Genomic DNA, 20,841 nt, shown 5'->3' with positions numbered 1-20,841 from the left:
ACAATTAGTGGCGTTGATCCGTAAGAGTGTGAAATGAGGTTAGACGTCCGGTACGGAGCTAAAGTGCAGGCAAATAGACGGTTATTTAGGTAAACCGCGTCAGTTGATATGCGATTCATCGATTGAATAGTCGCGAAAAGTGGCCGTTATCCCAGTCACTGGAATAACGGCCACTTTCAAAGACTTCATGCTGACTGCATTATTATTGATTGGCGAAGTAGGTACTCAATCCGGCGTAAACCGCGTGCGCTACTTCTTGAGGGTACTTTTTAGAACTGATCGTCTTGAAGTCCGACTTATCATTAATATAACCCAGTTCCATCAATACGGATGGTCGTGAATTATCACGAATGACCAGAAAGTCACCGAAGTCCGTTCCTTTACTAGGAATTGGCAAGGTCGAGACGTTATTGTTTAACGCCTTGGCTAGTGCTAGTGAGGTTGACTTATGATAGTAATAGGTCGTGATCCCAGAAGCCGTGTTTTTTTCTGGTGAGCTGTCAAAGTGGAAGCTGATGAAGGCGTCTGCATGAAGCTTGTTTGCGATTGCGGGACGCGCACTCAGGCCGACGTATTCATCTGAATCACGGGTTAAAACAACGTGTGCGCCAGCAGCCCGGAGCTTTTTAGCTACAGCTTTAGCGACCCGTAACGTGTACGTTTTTTCCATCTTGCCCTTGCTCGAGAGCGCCCCGGAATCAGAACCGCCGTGTCCGGGATCTAAAACGATGGTGGCTTCAGAGATTTTGGTGGTTTTAGTCAACTGACTGTTATGTTCGTTGACTAACCAACTAGCAATCCAGCCGAATTTATGATCCGCATAACGGACGTATAGCCAATTATTTTTGCGTTTCATAATGTGGACCTTGGTGCCCTTAGACGTAGCGTCCTCGATCGCATAACTCATGCCTGGACCGCTACGAATATTGACGTTGGCAATGTTAACAGTCGCAGTGTTATTAGTCGCTAATAGCACTACAAAGCCAATCACTAGGCCGATAAAAATAACCGTGACTGTGATTTGACGCCAAAATTGTTTTAAAACTTGCATGCTCTGTCACCAACTAGATTTAAGATAATTGCAATTTGAAGTGCTGCAAATAGTATACCAAAAAAACAGCTGACCGACGAAATCTTGAGATAATTTTAACTAGAATCGTTGACTTTTAAGTGATTTTCGTGTAACTTTAACCATATATTAATCAATCGACCGCAGAGAAAGTAAGAGCATTGTACGCCACTATAACCAGAGACCGGTAGTGCTGAGAATTCCGGATAGTGCGCAATGAGGAGACGCTTTTGAGGTGAACGGCAGCGTTCCGCCTGTGATTACAGACGTTATCAATTAGTACTCAAAAAGGTGGTACCGCGCTAATAGCGCCCTTGGTAAATAATCAAGGGCGCTTTTTTTGTCGATTGCAATCAAGGGAGGAACTATTAATGAGATATCAACGGCCTAAAGGCACCGCCGACATTTTGCCTGGCGATAGTGAAAAGTGGCAATACGTTGAAGCAACGGCTCGTGCCGTCTTCAAGACTTATCAATTCAAAGAGATCCGGACACCGATGTTTGAAAATTTCGAGGTCTTCTCACGTTCAGCGGGGGATACTTCTGATATTGTGACGAAGGAAATGTACGATTTTCATGACAAGGGTGACCGGCACATTACGCTCCGCCCAGAAGGAACTGCCGGCGTCGTCCGGGCGTTCGTTGAAAATAAGTTGTACGGTCCGCAAGTTCTCAAACCATACAAGGTTTATTACATGGGACCAATGTTCCGTTATGAACGGCCCCAATCAGGTCGGTTACGTGAGTTCCATCAATTAGGCGTGGAAGCTTTTGGTAGTGAAAGTGCTGCCCTAGACGTTGAAGTAATTGCAATGGGCTATAACTTACTTAAAACCTTTGGCTTGACTGATTTGAAACTGGTCATCAACACGTTGGGTGATCAACAAACGCGTGATGATTACCGACAAGCCTTGATTGATTATTTGGAACCACACTTTGATGAATTGAGTGATGACTCCAAGGAACGGTTACACAAGAATCCATTGCGGGTTTTAGATAGTAAGGCACCGGAAGATCAACAATTTGTGGCCGATGCACCATCGATTTTAGATTACTTGTCTCCGGAAGCTCAAGCGCATTTTGATCAAACTAAGACGTATTTAGATGCATTAGCAATTCCGTACGAGATTGATGCCACGATGGTCCGGGGATTAGATTATTATAACCATACGATTTTTGAAATTATGACCCACTCAAAAGCGTTAGGCAAGGGCTACACGACGATCTGTGCTGGGGGTCGTTACAACGGATTGGTTAAGGAATTAGGTGGCCCTGAAGTTTCGGGTGTTGGCTTTGGCCTGGGTGTTGAACGACTATTAGTGTTGATGGATGCTGAAAACATTGCGGTACCAACTGATGATCAGTTGGACGTCTATGTTGTGGGAATTGGCGACACTGCTAGTGCTACGACTTTGAAGCTGGTACAGGCATTACGGGCAGCCGGTTATAAGGCCGAACGGGATTACTTGGATCGCAAGCCTAAAGCTCAGTTCAAGAGTGCTGATCGCTTGAATGCCCGTTACACGATGACGGTGGGCGAAACCGAGCTGGCTGATCAGGTCGTTAACTTGAAGGCTATGGCTACTGGTGAGGAAACCAAGGTTGCGATGGCGGACATCTATCAAGATGCTCATCAAGTTTTAGATAAGTAGTGTAAACGGCAAGTTTGCCGATTTATAAGGAGGAAGCGTTTATGAAACGGACCACATATGCGGGTCTCATCAATGAGGATTATTTAGGCCAAACGGTCACTTTACAAGGTTGGGTACAAAAACGCCGCGACCTTGGGAGTTTGATTTTTATTGATTTACGGGACCGTGAAGGAATTGTGCAATTAGTCTTTAGTCAGGAATTTTCAGCGGATGCTTTGGCGGTAGCAGATCAGTTACGGGGCGAATACGTCATTGAAGTGCAAGGAACCGTTGTTAATCGGAATGCTGACGCTGTTAATGACCGCATGAAGACTGGTAAAGTTGAAGTTGAGATTCACGATGCCAAAATCTTAAATAAGGCGAAAACCCCGCCATTTTATATTCAAGATGACATTAACGTATCAGATGAATTGCGCTTGAAGTACCGTTACTTGGACTTGCGTCGGCCAGAAATGCAACGTGGATTGAAAATTCGTAATGGCATCACCCAAGCAGTTCATAGCTATTTTGATGCCAACGGGTTCTATGATATTGAAACGCCGTTCTTAACGAAGTCGACGCCAGAAGGGGCCCGGGATTACTTAGTGCCTTCGCGGGTCTATCAAGGGCATTTTTACGCGTTACCACAATCACCACAACTCTTTAAGCAATTGCTGATGGGGGCCGGTTTTGATCGCTACTATCAAATTGCACGCTGTTTCCGTGATGAAGATTTGCGGGGTGACCGTCAGCCTGAATTTACCCAGATTGATATGGAGACATCCTTCTTAACGGCTGAGGAAATTCAGTCCTATACTGAAGGCTTGATTAAGCAAGTCATGAAGGACGTCAAGGGTGTTGACATCAAGACGCCGTTTACGCGGATGACTTGGCAAGAAGCTATGGACCGTTTTGGTTCTGAAAAGCCGGATGTGCGCTTTGGTATGGAACTCAAAGACATGGGCGCGGCCGTTTCTAACGCCGGTTTTAAAGTCTTTGATAATGCACTCGCTAATGGTGGCCTGGTCAAGGCGATTGCAGTTCCTGGCGGTGCTGATCAATATTCTAGAAAGCAAATCGATGCGTACACGGAGTACGTTAAACGGTTTGGGGCTAAGGGCTTAGCTTGGATGAAGGTCACTGACGACGGCTTTAGTGGTCCCGTTGCGAAATTCTTCAAGAACGATGGTGACTTTGAAGCCATTACGAGTGCTGCTGCTGCTAAACCAGGCGACTTATTATTGTTTGCTGCCGACAGTTTCAAAGTAGTTTCTGACACGCTGGGTTACTTACGGACCGCGATTGCTAAGGAACTTGACTTGATTGATCAAGATCAATACGCTTACCTATGGGTCGTTGACTGGCCATTGTTTGAATATGATGAAGGCATCGAGCGCTGGGTACCAGCTCACCATCCATTCACAATGCCCAATGAAGAAGATGTTCATTACTTGAATGATGGCGAAGATCCACACAAAGCCCATGCACAATCATATGATATCATCTTGAATGGTTATGAACTCGGGGGCGGGTCGATCCGGATTCATACCCGCGAATTACAAGAAAAGATGTTCAAGGCATTGGACTTCACTAAGGAACGAGCCCAAGAACAATTTGGGTTCTTACTGGATGCCCTTGACATGGGCTTTCCGCCTCATGGTGGCTTAGCAATCGGGTTAGACCGGTTCGCGATGTTATTATCAGGTAATGACAACATTCGTGAAGTGATCGCCTTCCCTAAGAATTCCAAGGCGTCAGAACCAATGACCAATGCACCATCGCGGGTTTCTGACCAGCAATTAGCTGATTTGGATTTGAATATTACCAATCCCGTAACGGATGATGAACCAACCGAATAAAAATATTAAGAGCGTCCAGAAATGGACGTTCTTTTTAATTAGTGTTAAATTTATATTAATATTTAATTGGAGGAATTCTCATGGAAACAGCAATTTTTGCGGGTGGATGTTTTTGGTGCATGGTTCAGCCTTTTGATAGTCAACCCGGAATCGACAGTGTTGTCTCGGGTTATACTGGTGGACACACGAAAAATCCCACTTACGAAGACGTCAAAGCGCATACGACGGGTCATACTGAAGCTGTCAAAATTACGTTTGATCCCGATATCATTAGTTACACGGAATTAGTCAATATTTATTGGCATCAAACGGATCCTACCGATGCAATGGGGCAATTTCAAGATCGTGGTGATAATTATCGGCCGGTCATTTTTGTGAATGGTCCGGAACAACGGCGGATCGCGGAAGCGTCTAAACGGGCATTACAGGTGAGCGAACGATTTAGTAAACCAATCGTAACGGCGATTGAGAATGCCAAACCATTTTATCCAGCCGAGGCACGCCACCAACGCTTTTATAAAAATAATCCAGTGGTATTTGCGGAACAAGAAGCGGGTGGCCGCGCTGATTTCATCGCCGAGCAGTGGGCCGATGCACCTAAAGTGGACTAAGCGTGAGTTGCTGGTCATCGCGATAGGTGTGATCTAATAATAACTATCGTAGCGGGGCTCGTTCTGGAAATTAGTCGGATTGATTAATGGGAGTTTGCTGAGAAACGTGAGACTTTTAGCAGAATACTGCAAAAGACCGGCCGTTTGCAAATCGGCGTGTTACAATAACGAAAGCAAAAACGTAAAGGAGCACACTTAATTCATGGATGATTTTCAGCAGTTATCCAAACACCATCGTGATGTTGTGAAAGCGTCAACTGCTTTTATATACGCCATTTTAGTTTCCATTGCCATGAACTACTTTTGGACGCCGGGGCATATTTATTCTTCAGGGATCACTGGGCTTGCGCAATTGATCAATAGTTTGATGAGCAAGTTTCTTCCCGTTCAGATTTCAACTGCGGCGTTACTGTTTATTTTGAATGTTCCAATGTTCATTATTGCGTGGCGATCGATTGGGCATAAGTTTACGTTGTATACGTTCTTAGCTGTTACGCTATCTAGTATTATGATCAAACTGATTGCCCCAGTTGGCTTGACCCATGACCCCATCATTTGTGCGATTTTTGGGGGTGCTGTTAATGGTTTCGGGACCGGAACGGCCCTCAAAAATGGGATTTCAACCGGTGGCCTCGATATTATCGGTATCGTGTTACGCCGTAAAACGGGTCGCAGTATTGGGACGATCAACATGGCGTTCAACTCGATCATTGTCATTGCGGCTGGCTTTGTTTACGGGTGGCCATATGCCTTTTATTCCGCACTCGGGTTGTTTGTAAATGGTCGGGTCATGGATATGACGTATACGCGCCAACAGAAGATGCAAGTGATGATTATTACGAGTCGCCCTAAAACGGTGATTGATAGCGTTCAAAATCGGATTCGTCGTGGCGTTACCATCGTACACAACGCTGAAGGTGCTTATCAACATGATGATAAAACGATTTTATTTACAGTCATCACGCGTTACGAAATGGGCGAATTGAAGGCGGCCATGGCCGAATCTGACCCGCACGCTTTCGTTAGTATTTCAGATACGGTCAAGATTCTCGGTCACTTTTATGAACCGAAGCCTTGATGAATTTATCAGATTAAAAGTGTTTGCAAACAGGACTTTCGGGACTTGTTTGCAAGCACTTTTTGATTAGGCGTTCGGGGACGACTTTTACACCACTATTAATAGTGACCCGACTAGCCGAAGTGTGGGCATCTGTTATATAATACAAGCATTGTGTTATTGCTGGATCATAAGTCCATATCAGTTAGACCCAGAGCTAATGAACAACTAATGGGGAACAGACTTGAAAAATAGTTGTTTATATTTAGTGGACGAAGGCAGACGGCTCAAGTAAGTTGACGCCAATCTGAACTTTTTAAGCGTAATTGAGCTGGCACATTTTTGATTGTCACGTAGGGCACGCTTTACCAATAATTAATGATGAAATGAAAGGATGGCCAGTGTGAAGAAAGTAATTTATGTCTGGCTGGTGCGAGTTGTATCGTGGCTAGCGCACTTTAGCAAAAATGATCAGGTGATTTATTTGATGAGCTTTGCGGACAATTTGGATTTTATTCAGCAGTTGAACCAGCGCGTTCCCGGGCGCTTGACTGTTTATTACTTGCCGAGTGCAGCCACCGGGGCGGCACAACTGGCACAGGCGGGAATTGCGACACGGCCGTTTCATGATTCAGTTCGATTTGCCTTGACGGGAATTCCCGTCATTACCCGGGCAGCGGACGTTTATCTTGATAATTATTATGGCTTTACCGCTGGCTTGACGCGGCAGGCCCCACAACGACTGATTCAACTCTGGCATGCTGCTGGCGCGGTCAAAACATTTGGTTGGGGTGATCCACAGACGGCACAGCGACCCGCAGATGATCGGCGTCGGTTTCAGACCGTGTATGATCAGATTACTGATTACGTGGTTGGTTCTGAGAAGATGGGAACGATTTTTGCAGCGAGTTATCACGTCCCACAGACGCGGATGCGGGTCTTGGGATATCCTCGTTCGGATCGGTATTGTAAGTCCGACTGGGTGATGCAAACTGCAACGGCCATTTATCAGAAGTATCCGGCGTTTAAACAACAGGAAGTTATTTTGTATGCGCCGACTTATCGAGCCGGTGTTCAATTTGCGTTGCCGGCTGATTTTAAGCAATTAAAGTTGCGGCCCGACCAACACTTGATTATTAAGTTACATCCCCATTTGGCCGAGCAGGAACGTGATTTGCAAGCCCGTTACCCGGACCTAGTGACATTGGTACCTGAGTTTAGTACCGATGAATTGTTGACGGTCGCTAATACGTTGGTCAGTGACTACTCCTCAGTTGTGTTTGACTACGCGTTGTTACCAAATTGTCAAAAAATCGTTTTTTATGTCTTTGACTGGGACCACTATGAGCAAGAAGTGGGCCTGCAAGCTGATTTTAGGGACTGGGCGCCGGGACCATTAGTCCGGACGGTGGTGGACTTGAATCATGTCCTAGCAATGCCGGGTGCGCCGTTACAGTTAACCCAGTTTAATCAGTTATGGAATACGCGTAATGACGGTCATGCGATTGAGCGGACCTTGGCGTACTTTTATCCACGGGTGACCACAACCGCTTAGAATAACTTGACAGATTTATTTGGATAATGAGTGATCATGCCGGTATCATATGTATCCGGCAACTTTAAGGTATGACAGGAATTAGTAAACTTGCGAAAAGGATGGGACTACAATGCTTAGATTAGGTTCACATGTTTCGATGAAGGCACCCGACATGTTGCTCGGATCTGCCAATGAGGCGGCAAGTTACGGCGCCAACACATTTATGATCTATACGGGCGCACCCCAAAATACACGGCGTAAACCAATTGACGAACTGAAAATTGACGAAGCACAGCCGATAATCGAGGCTCATGACCTCCGGCAGATCGTCGTACATGCCCCATACATCATTAATTTAGGTAATACGAAAAAGCCGGGTTATTTTGAGTTTGCAACGGACTTTCTCTATCAAGAGATCCAGCGTGCAGATGCCGTTGGCGCAACACAATTAACGCTCCATCCGGGAGCACATATTGGTGCCGGAGCGGATGTTGCCATTGCGCAGATCATCAAGGGACTGAACGCGGTTATTCGGCCAGAGCAGCACGTTCAAATCGCGCTAGAAACGATGGCTGGCAAAGGAACTGAAGTTGGCCGGACGTTTGAAGAACTCGCACAGATGATCGACGGGGTGACTTATAATGAAAAGTTATCGGTTACCTTTGATACTTGCCATACTAGTGATGCCGGTTACGCGATTAAGGACGATTTCGACGGTGTCCTGAATGAATTTGATCATGTGATTGGGCTGGATCGTTTGAAAGTGATCCATCTCAATGATTCTAAGAATCCTCAAGGTGCTCACAAGGACCGGCACACGAATATCGGTATGGGAACGATTGGCTTTGATACTTTGAATAAGGTCGCCCATCATCCACAATTGCCAGACATCAGCAAGATTTTAGAAACGCCGTATGTCGGGGAAGATAAGAAACATCAATTGCCACCTTATAAGTATGAGATTGCAATGCTTCGGGCCGGGGAGTTTAATCCGCATTTGATTGAAGATATTGAACAGCAACGTTAATGAGAATTGAACGATAATCGCTAGTCGGTTGTCGTTTTTTGTTTTAGAAGGAGGAAAATGACGATGCAATTGAAAAAACAGCGGCTATTAGTGATTGGTGGTACTTCGGGTTTCGGCATGGCAATTGCTCGCCAAGCCTTACAGGAAGGCGCCGATGTCCATATTATCGGTCATACGGCGGCGCACGTAACAGCTGCCATCACCCAATTAGGCCCATCAGACCATTTGACTGGAACGGCGTTAGACGCACAAAATCTGGCGCAACTAAAAACTTTTTTTGCAGCTCAGCCCGCATTTGACCACGTCGTCTCAATGTTAGGTGGTGCAATGGGTGGGGGGTTCTTGGACAATTCGATTGCAGCGATTCGGCAGACGGTTGAAGATAAATTTTTTGCAAATCTGCAAGTGGCCCAATTAGCCAGCCACCATCTTAACCAACACGGTTCGCTGATTTTTACTTCGGGTGCTGGTGGGCGGCCAGATAATGCCTCCGGAGCGATTGTTGGCAATCAAGCCATTAATACGATGGTCGTTGGACTTGCCGTAGAGTTGGCGCCTGACTATCGCGTCAATGCAGTTGCACCGACTTGGACGCCGACTGGTCTTTGGCGCCAACTATCGGACGCACAATTGGCAGCCCAGGCTGCGACCGTCAGTGCTGGTAATCCCTTGAAACGCGTGGCAACGCCCGCCGAAGTCGCGTCGGCGTATGTTTATTTGATGCAAAATGAGTTTATGACTGGGCAAGTGTTGCACGTTGACGGTGGTGTCGAGCTCGTGTGAGTGACACGACTGATGATTAGTAGCTGACCTAATTAATGATAAGAAAAATGATGCAAAAAAGCGCGCGCTGACCGTTAGAAGGTGGCACGCGCTGATTGTCAGGAAAACTTAGGCGGCATCGGTGAGTTGGCGATTAGTGATACTAGCCATTATTAGTGTCGTCAGTATTCAAGCTTTCGGTAATTAAAGTGGCGGTTTCTTCGATTGACTTATTAGCGACATTGATAACTAAACACCCAATCTTTTTGAAGATCTTGTCGGCGTATTCCAACTCGGCTTTAATTTTATCCGTGTTGGAATACATGGTGTCGGGATTAAGCCCATATTGGACCATTCGCTGCCGGCGAATATCGTTTAACTTTTCAGGATCGTTAGTTAGGCCAAAAATCTTTTTCGGATCAACTTTCCAAATTTCGTCAGGAATTTGAGCCTGAGGAACTAGTGGCAAGTTGGCGACTTTCAGGTTACGATTAGCTAAGTAGAGTGACAGGGGAGTCTTAGAGGTCCGGGAGACACCCAGTAAGACCACGTCGGCCTCTAAAAAGCCACTCGGATTCTTACCATCATCGTAAGTGACCGCAAATTCGATCGCGTTGATCCGGTCGAAGTAGTTGGTGTTTAACGCGTGTACGGTACCGGGGTGATTGGACGGTTGGACGTGCGTAATCTGTGAAAAAGTATCTAAAGCTGGTGTAATGACGTCATAATAAGGCAACTCGTGCGCTTCGCAAAATTGGTTAACGATTTGGCTGAGCCGGCGATCGACAAACGTATGAAAGATGGCGGCGTGTTCCTTCAGTGCCTGCGACAAAACCGTCTGGAGCAGTGAGTCGGTGCGGACAAATGGGAAACGCTGATAGCGAATGTCATAGTCGGAGAATTGTGCAGCGGCAGCTAAGGCCACGTTATGAGCTGTTTCACCGATAGAATCAGATAAAATAAAGACTTTAATTGCTGACATAGAATAACCTCATTTCGGTTCGATAATAGTCTTAGTGTAGCATAGCCGGCGGGGGATGAAAACGATTTACTGTCCGAACTGACGTTGCTTTTAACGATTTATTTTAAGGAAATTGTAAACTTTGGTTGACGGCCTTTTTCAATTTATGTATAATTTACTAGAACAGTTGCGTTATGTGTAAGTATGCATAATTTAACGGTTACTTTTTGAGCTCGGAGGGAGGGAATTTAACATGGCAAAAACAGTCGTTCGTAAAAACGAATCTCTTGATGATGCTCTTCGTCGCTTTAAGCGTACCGTTTCAAAGAGTGGTACTTTACAAGAATACCGCAAACGGGAATTCTACGAAAAACCAAGTGTGAAGAAGAAGTTAAAATCTGAAGCAGCACGTAAGCGTAAGAACCGTCGTCGTTTCAAGTAATTAGTATTGATTACTAATGACCTAACGAGGAGGGAAAACCAATGAGTTTAATCGATACACTCAATGGTGATCTAAAAGCTGCGATGAAGGCACGCGATAAGCAAGCCCTCAGCGTTATACGGATGCTTAAGTCAGCATTGATGAATGAACAAATTAATGTTGGCCATGATTTAACGGCTGATGAGGAAGTAAGCGTGCTCTCACGTGAACTGAAACAACGGCGCGAATCATTAAGTGAATTCGAAAATGCGGGTCGTCAAGATTTAGTCGACGGCGTTAAAGCAGAAATTGCAATTGTTGAGCAGTACATGCCAAAACAATTGTCGGACGAAGAAGTTCAACAGATTGTTGCTGACACCATTCAACAAGTCGGAGCTACTGGTAAAGGTGACTTTGGCAAGGTGATGGGGGCAGTGATGCCAAAACTTAAGGGTCAGGCGGATGGCAAGCTGATCAACCAAACAGTTAAATCATTATTGAATTAACGGTTAACCGGAGAAATTTTTCTCCGGTTTTTTTGTTTCTTCTGGTTGATCAGAAATGCAGTACCGGTTGTTCGGATTAAGTATAAGCAATGGGTGCAGGGACTGATCTAACTGGGCTTACGTTGATTGATAGCGTGCCAATTTAATCGCTCGAAAGAAAAATGCTGTTCAGAAAATCGTTGTCGAATGTCGAGGCGTCCTTGTACTGGTTCGATGGGGGCTTTTATGCTATGATTAACTAACAAATACCTGCTGAAATCAGCGTGGTTATCACGCTAACTGCGGGTGCCATTATTAAATAATGGTGATTAAATCTGTCAATAAAGGAGTCCATGTTTTTGACCGAAAACTCAAAATATGAACAAAAATTTCTCATTGCTGATCCGGCCCAGTCAGTCGCGTTATTAGGACCAGAAGACGCCCACTTAGCTTTGATTGAGGATGGGTTACACGTTCAATTGCACGTGTTTGGGGATCAAATGACGATCAGCAGTGATGACGAGGTTGCTGTTCATAATACGCAAGCAGTACTAGATAATTTAACGAGTTTAATTAAACAAGGTATTCAGATTGGGGCGCCAGATGTTATTAGCGCTATTAAGATGGTCAACCGGGGGACTTTGGATTACTTTAAAGACCTCTATTCAGAGACCTTAATTAAGGACAATCGTGGACGGCCCATTCGTGTCAAAAACTTTGGTCAGCGGCAGTATGTGCAAGCCGTTGCTAAAAGTGATATTACGTTTGGTATTGGTCCAGCCGGGACTGGGAAGACCTATCTTGCCGTTGTGATGGCAATTGCAGCCTTAAAACGGGGCGATGTCGAGAAGCTGATTTTGACGCGGCCAGCGGTTGAAGCTGGTGAGAGTCTTGGCTTTCTACCTGGTGATTTAAAGGAAAAAGTCGATCCGTACCTGCGGCCAATTTATGATGCGTTGTACGATATTTATGGCGCTGAACATACGCAGCGCTTAATGGATCGTGGTATCATCGAAATCGCACCGCTGGCTTATATGCGGGGACGGACGCTTGACCATGCGTTCGTCATCTTGGATGAAGCACAGAATACGACGAATGCCCAGATGAAGATGTTTTTGACGCGGCTAGGTTTCGGTGCCAAGATGATTGTTAATGGTGATATCTCACAAATTGATTTACCACACCATACTAAGAGTGGCTTGATTCAAGCCGAACAGATTTTGGGCGGCATTAGCAATGTCGCGTTCGTTAAATTTACGGCGGATGATGTGGTCAGAAATCCGGTCGTTGCCAAGATTATTACGGCGTACGACCGTGTGGAACAACGCTAGGGGGCACTTATGGATTTAGAATTATACGACCAAACAACAACGGGAGCGCAGCCAGAACAGTTGCAATTGATTCGGGATTTAATTGATCTTGCTGGTCAGACGTTAAAGTTACGGGATGATACCGAGGTCTCGGTGACCCTGATGAATAACGATGCTATTCAAAAAATCAATGAACAGTATCGGGGTGTCGATCGTCCAACTGATGTTATTAGTTTTGCGATGCACGACGATGACGAGGATGATTTGATTGTGATGGATCCGGAGATGGCGGCGGAAATGCCACTAAATCTCGGGGATATTATGATATCAGTTGATAAGGTTAGCGAACAAGCCGCTTTTTTGAACCATTCGGAGGCGCGCGAGCTAGGTTACTTGGTCGTTCACGGCTTTTTACATTTAAATGGGTATGATCATCTTCAGCCAGCGGATGAAACCGAAATGTTTACATTGCAACGCCAGATTCTGGACGCTTATGGCCTCGAAAAATAGACCAGATCGGCTACAGGTTGGCAAAAATCACTCGTTTTGGCAGTCCTGGCTACACGCGTGGACTGGGCTTAAAACGGTTGTGATTGAAGAACGTAATATGCGAACACACCTTGTACTGGGGGCGGTGGCCTTGTTTGCTGGCTGGTGGGTTCACTTGAGCGTTAACGAATGGCTGTGGCTAGCATTAGCGATTTTTCTGGTCATCTTATGTGAAATTAACAATACGATTGCAGAAAACCTGTCCGATATGATCACTGGGCCTAATTTCAGTCCCCTAGCTAAAAAAATTAAGGACATTGCGGCTGGTGCGGTAGTGTTTGCCGCGGCCTTTGCCGTCTTAGTTGGGTTAGTGTTGTTTGCACCTAAAATTTGGAACTTAATTGTCAGTTGGTTAAACTAGTAATTGGTTAACGATTGGACAAGATTGAAAGGAATTAATTATGGCAGAACAACAAGCATTTCATTCCGGCTTTGTGGCGATTATTGGTCGTCCCAATGTCGGTAAATCAACACTATTGAATCGGGTCGTTGGGCAAAAAGTCGCCATTATGTCTGACAAAGCCCAAACGACGCGGAACCGTATCCAGGGGATTTATACCACTGCGGATACGCAGATGGTCTTCATTGATACCCCTGGGATTCATAAACCGCATAGTCGATTAGGTGACTTTATGGTCAAGTCCGCCTTGTCAACTTTGGGTGAAGTGGATGCCGTACTATTCATGATTAATGCGGACGAACGGCGTGGTGCCGGGGATAACTTTATTATCGATCGTCTTAAAACGGTTAAACAACCGATTTATTTAGTGATTAATAAAATTGATCAAGTCCATCCAGATCATCTCTTGGAGATTATGGATCAGTATAAAGACGCTTTGCCGTGGAAGGAAGTTTATCCAATTTCCGCGCTTGAAGGAAATAACGTTGATGAACTACTGACGACCTTGAAGGGCCAATTGCCGGAAGGACCGCAGTATTATCCGTCCGACCAAATTACGGATCATCCAGAGCGGTTTATCATTTCTGAATTGATTCGTGAAAAGGTTCTTGAATTGACTCGTCAAGAAGTTCCCCATTCAACGGCGGTCGTGATTGATTCGATCAAACGTCAAGATGAAGAAAAAATTCACGTTCAGGCCACGATTATTATTGAACGATCTTCGCAAAAGGGCATCATCATCGGTAAGGGTGGTAGCATGCTCAAGAAGATTGGCTCGTTAGCTCGGCGTGATATTGAACACTTACTTGGGGATAAGGTCTACCTTGAGCTCTGGGTAAAAGTCCAAGAGAACTGGAAGGACCGTCAAGACTTGCTAGCCAGCTATGGCTATCGGCAAGATGACTATTAGAATCGCTAGGTGATCCGGATGGCCCAACAAATGGTCACGAATTTTAACGGCATTTTGCTCTTTCGCCGGGACTACCGGGAACGCGATATGCTAATCAAGTTTTTAACTGCCGAGTATGGCAAGAAGATGTTTTTTATCCGCGGTGCGCGTCGGCGTGGCTTCAAAATGGCGGCGGAGTTATTGCCGTTCACGATGGGGGAATACGTTGGTGATTTACGTGATCAAGGTCTCTCGTATATTAATAGTGTCAAGTCAGTGCAGTATCTTGAACATATTAGTCAAGACATTGCTTTGAACGCTTATGCCACGTACGTTATGAACTTAATGGACGTCGCTTTTCCAGATAATCAACCGGTGGGGCGGTGGTACCAACAGTTGACCAGTGCGCTGCAACTGATTGATCAAGATGTGGCCCCCGCGTTGGTGGCTAACGTGGTCGAAATTCAGTTACTGCAACCGTTTGGGGTGGCCCCAGAGTTGCGTTGGTGTACGGTTTGCGGTCGAAGTGATTTACCGTTAGATTATTCTGAAAGTTACGGCGGTTTGCTCTGTCAACAGCACTGGCATTTGGATCCCCACCGCTTGCATGCTAGTCCAGCAGCGATCTTTTATCTACGTCAGTTTTCCGTGTTGGATTTGGCTAAGGTTCATTCGATCAAGGTCAAACCGCGGACAGCGGCGGAGTTACGCCGGATTTTGGATGAAATCTATCAGAACTCAGTGGGCGTTCGATTGAAATCTAAACGCTTCATCGATCAGATGGGCAGTTGGTACCAACCGTTGGCGCCCCGGAAGAATGAGGATTGACAAACGAACGACCATCGGCTATGATGATGAAGAACTGAATAGTTAAGTGTTGATGAGAGAAGGTTAACGGATTCGACTTACAGTGAGACCGTGATGGTGAAAAACGGTCAGTCAAAGTCGTTAATTGGCGCTTTCGGAGCTTTAATACCGTGTAATTAAGCTGCTGAGGTTACTCAGAAGTAGGGTGGAACCGCGAAACCAATCGTCCCTATGTCGTTATTGTCGACGACAGGGGACTTTTTTTGTGCCATAAGTCTGGGAATAGCGATGCCCCCGTTTCAAAGCCATCAGCCGTTCAGTCACTAATTTTGGGAGGATACTAATGAGCAAAAAGTTATCAGTGCAAGAGATTATCTTAACCTTGCAAAAGTTTTGGTCGGATCAAGGTTGTATGTTAATGCAATCATATGATACAGAAAAAGGGGCCGGAACGATGAGCCCCTACACGTTCTTACGGGCAATCGGTCCCGAACCATGGAACGCGGCGTACGTTGAACCTTCACGCCGGCCTGCCGATGGTCGGTATGGTGAGAACCCCAACCGGTTGTACCAACACCACCAATTCCAAGTGGTCATGAAACCCTCACCAGAAAACGTGCAGGATTTATACTTACAAAGCTTGGAAAAACTTGGCATTAACCCGCTAGAACACGATATTCGTTTCGTGGAAGATAACTGGGAAAACCCATCAATGGGTTGTGCCGGTGTTGGTTGGGAAGTTTGGCTCGACGGGATGGAAATCAGCCAATTCACGTACTTCCAACAAGTTGGTGGTCTTGAAGTTGATCCCGTCACTTCTGAAATCACCTATGGTTTGGAACGACTCTCATCTTACATTCAGGATGTAAACTCCGTATTTGACCTTGAATGGGGCGATGGCGTGAAGTATGGCGACATCTTCTTGGAACCAGAATTTGAAAATTCTAAGTACGCTTTTGAAGATAGCAACGAAGAATTATTATTAATGTTATTTGATGAATATGAAAAGGAAGCCAAGCGGCAAATTAAGAACGGCTTAGTTCACCCCGCGTACGACTACTGTCTTAAATGTAGTCATACCTTCAACTTGATGGATGCTCGCGGTATGGTTTCAGTCACGGAACGTGCCGGCTATTTAGATCGAATCCGAAACATGGCGAAGTCGATTGCCAAGGAATTCGTGGCGCAACGTGAAAAACGTGGCTTCCCGTTATTAAAACACGCACAGGAGGAGACGAAATAATGGCGAAAACTTATTTACTTGAAATTGGTTTGGAAGAAATGCCGGCCCACGTCGTTACACCGAGTGTGTTACAACTTAAAGAACGAATGGTCAAGTTCTTAAAGGATGCCCGGCTTGATTTTGAAGATGTTAAAACCTTCTCAACACCACGCCGGTTAACGGTTCAGGTGTTAGGCTTAGCTGACAAGCAGGCTGATGTGAAAAAAGAAGTTCGGGGTCCAGCTAAGAAGATTGCTCAGGATGCGGATGGCAACTGGACAAAGGCAGCGATTGGTTTTTCTAAGGGCCAAGGGGCGTCAACTGATGACATCGTCTTTAAAGATGTTAAGGGTACCCCGTATGTCTTTGTACAAACCTTTACGGCCGGTAAAACGGCGGCCGAAGTATTGGCGGCCGGAATCGAGGATGTTATCACCAAGATGAATTTCCCAACGATGATGAAGTGGTCGACGTATAGTTTCAAGTATATTCGGCCGATTCGTTGGATCGTGTCATTATTAAATGACGAGGTTGTGCCGGTTCAAATTCTGGACGTTGCGGCTGGCCGTGTTTCACGAGGCCACCGTTTCTTGGGCCATGACGTTGAAATTGCTACTGCTGCGGACTATGAAGCTGACTTAGCTAGTGTTCAAGTTATTGCGGATGCCGCTAAACGTAAGGCAACGATTCGTGAACAGATCGCAGCCTTGGCGAATGAACGCGACTGGCAAATCAAAGTTAATGAAGACCTGTTGGAAGAAGTTAATAACTTGGTGGAATATCCAACTGCATTTGCGGGAGATTTTGATACCAAATACTTAACGATCCCGGATGAAGTCTTGATTACTTCGATGCGTGATCATCAACGGTTCTTCTACGTAACGGATGCCGAGGATAACTTATTACCACACTTTGTTTCCGTTCGAAACGGGAACACGGATCACTTGGAAAACGTGGCTTTAGGTAATCAAAAAGTATTGACGGCACGCTTAGAAGATGCAGCTTTCTTCTATCATGAAGATCAACAACACTCGATTCAAGAATATGTGGAACGACTCAAAAAGGTTAGCTTCCATGATAAAATCGGGACGATGTATGAGAAGATGCAGCGGGTCATGGTTATCAGTGATTTTTTGGCTGATCGGTTTGGTTTGACTGAGACTGAAAAGAACCAACTCCACCGGGCAGCGCAAATCTATAAATTTGATTTAGTGACAGGGATGGTTGGCGAATTCCCTGAATTACAAGGGGTCATGGGTGACAAGTATGCTGTCTTGAAGGGTGAAGATCCAGCAGTCGGTCAAGCTATTCGTGAGCATTACATGCCAATCAGCGCTGATGGCGACTTACCTAAGTCCAAGGTCGGCGCGGTGTTAGCTATTGCGGACAAAGTTGATTCCATTACGAGCTTCTTTGCCGTTGGCTTGACTCCTAGTGGCTCTAATGATCCGTTTGCTTTGCGTCGTCAAGCGTTTGGAATCGTACGGATCGTACGGGAACAAGGTTGGGATTTCCCAATTCGTCAACTCGAGGCCGATATTCAAAAGGAATTAGTGGCCCATGATGCTACGTACAACTTAGACTTCGAAAAGCAAACGGCACCAGTTGCTGATTTCTTAACGGATCGCGTCAAACAATGGTTTAACAACCGTAAGATTCGCTACGATATCATCGATACGGTTATCAAAGGGAGTCGTCAGGATATCCGTGAAATGTTCAAAGCAGCCGATGTGCTGAATGCGCATCAAGATGATCCGCAGTTTAAGGACACAATTGAAGCCTTTACTCGTCTGTTGCGGATCACGGCGAAAGCTAAGTTGGCAGCCGGTGATTTGACTGTTGATCCAAGTTTATTTGAAAATGAGGCGGAACAACACTTGTACGATGCTGTTCTTGAATTGCAAAAGCAATTTACCCCAGCGATGAGTATGGAGGACCGTTTCAAAGCCCTGGCCGCCTTACGACCATTGATCGTCGACTACTTTGAACAGACGATGGTGATGAGTAAGGATGAAAAGGTGCGGGATAATCACTTGAAGCAACTCTTGACGATCGCCCAAATGATCAACGTGATGGGTGACTTGAATCAATTAATCGTTAAATAAGCACGGACTGTGGATAATCAAAAGAAGTTACAGCAAGCGCGCTGTAGCTTCTTTTTTAGTTTGCTGACAAACAAATTTGACAAATATGTCTAATAAGGGCAACTTATTATTGCACTGCTGTCAAACTTGTGGTAGTATATATTCTGTAAAAGTTTGCACGCACAAAGTCGCATCCAAATTTCGTGATGCGGCTTTTGATTGCGGCAATGATTTGGTTGGTTTGTCAGACTTTAGTTAGTAGAAATGGGGTGGCAAAGTGGCCAATCGAATTCCCGAGGAAAAGGTTGAGCAAGTCCGCTCAGCAGTCAACATTGCGGATTTTATTGGACAATACGTTCAGTTGAAGAAGGCTGGTAAGAATTTATTTGGCCTGTGTCCCTTTCACGAAGAGCGCACGCCATCCTTTTCGGTCAATGAGCAAAAGCAGATTTTTCACTGTTTCAGCTGTGGCCGTGGGGGCAACGTGTTCAGCTTCATTATGGATCTCGAAAACTTGTCTTTTCCGGAAGCAGTCGTCAAGGTGGCCGATTTTGGGCACATTGACTTGCCGGCGAGCTATACGGCGCAGTCACAACCGGCCGCACCTAAGGATCAGCAACAAGCCGATCTGTTAAAGTTGTACGCGGATAGCGCTAAAATGTATCAACATATTTTAGTGAATACTGAACTGGGTGAACCGGCGCTTAAGTACTTGCACGAGCGTGGGCTGGATGATGAGACGATTAAAACGTTTGGTATCGGCTATGCACCTGCTAATCAGCTCTTGTTAGATTTTTTTAAAGAACACCAGTCCGACTACCAACTACTACGGCAGTCGGGTCTGTTCATTGAAAATCAAGCGGGTGACTTACGTGATCGCTTCGTTGACCGGGTCTTGTTTCCGATTAAAGACGCGAGTGGTCGGGTGATTGCTTTCTCAGGTCGAATCCTCAAAAAATCACCTAATGAACCTAAGTATTTGAATAGTCCGGAAACGAAGCTGTTCAACAAGCGTTCAGTATTATTTAACTTTGACTTAGCACGGGGCCCCATTCGACAACAAAAGTCGGTGGTTCTGTTTGAAGGCTTTATGGATGTGATTGCGGCTTATCGTTCTGGTATTCAGAACGGGGTCGCATCAATGGGGACGAGCTTAACTGATGAGCAGATTTACATGCTTGAGCGCGTTACCGACACCTTATATGTCTGTTACGATAGCGATATGCCGGGGCAAAAGGCGACTGATCGTGCTCTGAAATTGCTAGGTGGCAACAGTCGCCTTAATCTGGGTGTAATCCAAATGCCTGATGGGATGGATCCCGACGAGTATTTGCGTGCTCAGGGGCAGGAGAAGTTTGTCCAAGTATTTGAAGATGGTAAGCAAACGCCCACTGCATTTGAAATGCAGTATTTAAAACATGATTTGAACTTGCAAAACACGCCCGATCAATTGACTTATTTACAGGCGGTCTTGCAACAATTAGCACAACTGTCCTCTAGTGTCGAACAGGATTTATATTTAAACCAATTAGTGGCGGAGTTCGATCTTGATAAGGATGATTTAAAGCAACAGTTACGATCACTGGTCGGTCAGCAGGCCGTTCGACGTGGTGGTGGTCACTCGGATGAACCGCAAGTAGCTCCGCCACCAGCACCTGCGCCGCTAGGGCCACCCCCAGCCACGGTGGATGGCAGTACGAACAGTGGCCCGTTAAGTCGGGTAGAGAAAGCGGAGCGGTTGTTACTGTACCGTTTGTTGAATGACCACGATGTTTGGTTACGGGTGATGGCGATTGCTGGTTTTCATTTTGTTCATGATTCGTATCAACAAATCTTGGTGTATGCGGAGGCTTATTTTAAAACGCATAATCAATTTGATTTGGGCAACTTTACGGATTTTATGACGGATTCAGATTTACAGCCTGTCGTCACGAGTTTGGAATTTATGGACGTGGCCAATGAATCTTCCAAGGAAGAGATTGCTGATCTAGTCAATGTGATCATGAATCAACAGCCGCTGGTAGAACAAATCAACAGTAAGAAGGCCGAGTTAACGGCAGCCAAGCAGATCGGTAATCGTGATTTGGTTCAGCAGTTAACGTTGGCATTAATTGACCTATATCGGCAACAACAGCAGGTCCAACGAGCTGATAACTAGGC

19 protein-coding genes are annotated in these 20,841 nt (G+C 45.6%); 17 read left to right on the top strand and 2 right to left on the bottom strand.

Translation table 11 applies throughout. The features are described 5' to 3' along the window. Positions 1-202: 202 nt before the first annotated feature. Positions 203-1,051, bottom strand: a complete 849-nt coding sequence (locus E5260_RS08545; RefSeq protein ID WP_003640692.1) for an N-acetylmuramoyl-L-alanine amidase — start codon at positions 1,049-1,051, stop codon at positions 203-205. Between the two features lie 389 nt (positions 1,052-1,440). Between E5260_RS08545 and hisS the strand changes: the two genes are divergently transcribed. The 7 genes from hisS (at position 1,441) to E5260_RS08510 (ending at position 9,574) form a co-directional block, all read left to right on the top strand. Beyond that, positions 1,441-2,721 (top strand): histidine--tRNA ligase, encoded by a 1,281-nt coding sequence (gene hisS / locus E5260_RS08540; protein ID WP_003640691.1) that lies wholly within the window; start codon positions 1,441-1,443, stop codon positions 2,719-2,721. A gap of 41 nt (positions 2,722-2,762) precedes the next feature. Then, positions 2,763-4,559 (top strand): aspartate--tRNA ligase, encoded by a 1,797-nt coding sequence (aspS, locus tag E5260_RS08535; protein WP_003640690.1) that lies wholly within the window; start codon positions 2,763-2,765, stop codon positions 4,557-4,559. An 80-nt stretch (positions 4,560-4,639) separates the two neighbouring features. Beyond that, complete coding sequence (gene msrA / locus E5260_RS08530) at positions 4,640-5,170, top strand: peptide-methionine (S)-S-oxide reductase MsrA (protein ID WP_003640689.1); 531 nt, start codon at positions 4,640-4,642, stop codon at positions 5,168-5,170. 202 nt (positions 5,171-5,372) lie between these two features. Further along, positions 5,373-6,248 (top strand): YitT family protein, encoded by an 876-nt coding sequence (locus E5260_RS08525; RefSeq protein ID WP_003640688.1) that lies wholly within the window; start codon positions 5,373-5,375, stop codon positions 6,246-6,248. Positions 6,249-6,621: 373 nt separating this feature from the next. Next, entirely contained in the window at positions 6,622-7,782 is a 1,161-nt protein-coding gene (locus E5260_RS08520) for a CDP-glycerol glycerophosphotransferase family protein (RefSeq protein WP_003640687.1), read from the top strand. Between the two features lie 112 nt (positions 7,783-7,894). Then, positions 7,895-8,791 carry a deoxyribonuclease IV gene (locus E5260_RS08515; RefSeq protein ID WP_003640686.1) on the top strand — a complete coding sequence of 299 codons (897 nt, stop codon included), beginning with the start codon at positions 7,895-7,897 and terminating at the stop codon, positions 8,789-8,791. Between the two features lie 57 nt (positions 8,792-8,848). Next, the gene (locus tag E5260_RS08510; protein WP_003640685.1) at positions 8,849-9,574 is read left to right on the top strand and encodes an SDR family oxidoreductase; all 726 of its coding nucleotides are present in this window, start codon (positions 8,849-8,851) and stop codon (positions 9,572-9,574) included. Between the two features lie 142 nt (positions 9,575-9,716). Here E5260_RS08510 and E5260_RS08505 read toward each other — a convergent pair whose 3' ends face one another. Then, positions 9,717-10,535, bottom strand: coding sequence for a pyruvate, water dikinase regulatory protein (locus tag E5260_RS08505; protein WP_003640684.1), 819 nt, complete (start codon positions 10,533-10,535; stop codon positions 9,717-9,719). Positions 10,536-10,767: 232 nt separating this feature from the next. Between E5260_RS08505 and rpsU the strand changes: the two genes are divergently transcribed. The 10 genes from rpsU to dnaG all read left to right on the top strand — a co-directional run bounded on the left by rpsU (position 10,768) and on the right by dnaG (position 20,839). Then, positions 10,768-10,956: a 30S ribosomal protein S21 gene (rpsU, locus tag E5260_RS08500; protein ID WP_003638914.1), complete on the top strand. Its 189-nt coding sequence runs from the start codon at positions 10,768-10,770 to the stop codon at positions 10,954-10,956. Between the two features lie 41 nt (positions 10,957-10,997). After that, positions 10,998-11,441 carry a GatB/YqeY domain-containing protein gene (locus E5260_RS08495; protein WP_003640683.1) on the top strand — a complete coding sequence of 148 codons (444 nt, stop codon included), beginning with the start codon at positions 10,998-11,000 and terminating at the stop codon, positions 11,439-11,441. Positions 11,442-11,773: 332 nt separating this feature from the next. Then, positions 11,774-12,751 carry a PhoH family protein gene (locus tag E5260_RS08490; RefSeq protein ID WP_003640682.1) on the top strand — a complete coding sequence of 326 codons (978 nt, stop codon included), beginning with the start codon at positions 11,774-11,776 and terminating at the stop codon, positions 12,749-12,751. 9 nt (positions 12,752-12,760) lie between these two features. Continuing rightward, positions 12,761-13,240: an rRNA maturation RNase YbeY gene (gene ybeY, locus E5260_RS08485; RefSeq protein ID WP_003640681.1), complete on the top strand. Its 480-nt coding sequence runs from the start codon at positions 12,761-12,763 to the stop codon at positions 13,238-13,240. Further along, positions 13,224-13,640 carry a diacylglycerol kinase family protein gene (locus E5260_RS08480; protein ID WP_003640680.1) on the top strand — a complete coding sequence of 139 codons (417 nt, stop codon included), beginning with the start codon at positions 13,224-13,226 and terminating at the stop codon, positions 13,638-13,640. Before ybeY ends, E5260_RS08480 begins: the two co-directional genes overlap by 17 nt. A 40-nt stretch (positions 13,641-13,680) precedes the next feature. After that, positions 13,681-14,589: a GTPase Era gene (era, locus tag E5260_RS08475; RefSeq protein ID WP_003640679.1), complete on the top strand. Its 909-nt coding sequence runs from the start codon at positions 13,681-13,683 to the stop codon at positions 14,587-14,589. 30 nt (positions 14,590-14,619) lie between these two features. Beyond that, positions 14,620-15,396, top strand: coding sequence for a DNA repair protein RecO (gene recO, locus E5260_RS08470; protein WP_003644472.1), 777 nt, complete (start codon positions 14,620-14,622; stop codon positions 15,394-15,396). A gap of 322 nt (positions 15,397-15,718) precedes the next feature. Next, on the top strand, positions 15,719-16,618 hold the full coding sequence (gene glyQ / locus E5260_RS08465; protein ID WP_003640677.1) for a glycine--tRNA ligase subunit alpha: 900 nt from the start codon (positions 15,719-15,721) through the stop codon (positions 16,616-16,618). Continuing rightward, on the top strand, positions 16,618-18,702 hold the full coding sequence (gene glyS, locus E5260_RS08460) for a glycine--tRNA ligase subunit beta (protein WP_003640676.1): 2,085 nt from the start codon (positions 16,618-16,620) through the stop codon (positions 18,700-18,702). Before glyQ ends, glyS begins: the two co-directional genes overlap by 1 nt. A gap of 256 nt (positions 18,703-18,958) precedes the next feature. Continuing rightward, a complete protein-coding gene (gene dnaG / locus E5260_RS08455) occupies positions 18,959-20,839 on the top strand; it encodes a DNA primase (protein ID WP_003640675.1) in 1,881 nt (626 codons plus the stop codon). The last annotated feature ends 2 nt before the right edge of the window (positions 20,840-20,841 follow it).

Source organism: Lactiplantibacillus plantarum, from assembly GCF_014131735.1.
GTDB lineage: Bacteria > Bacillota > Bacilli > Lactobacillales > Lactobacillaceae > Lactiplantibacillus > Lactiplantibacillus plantarum.
Note: the sequence above shows the minus strand (reverse complement) of the source record. Positions and strands in the feature narration are given on the sequence as shown.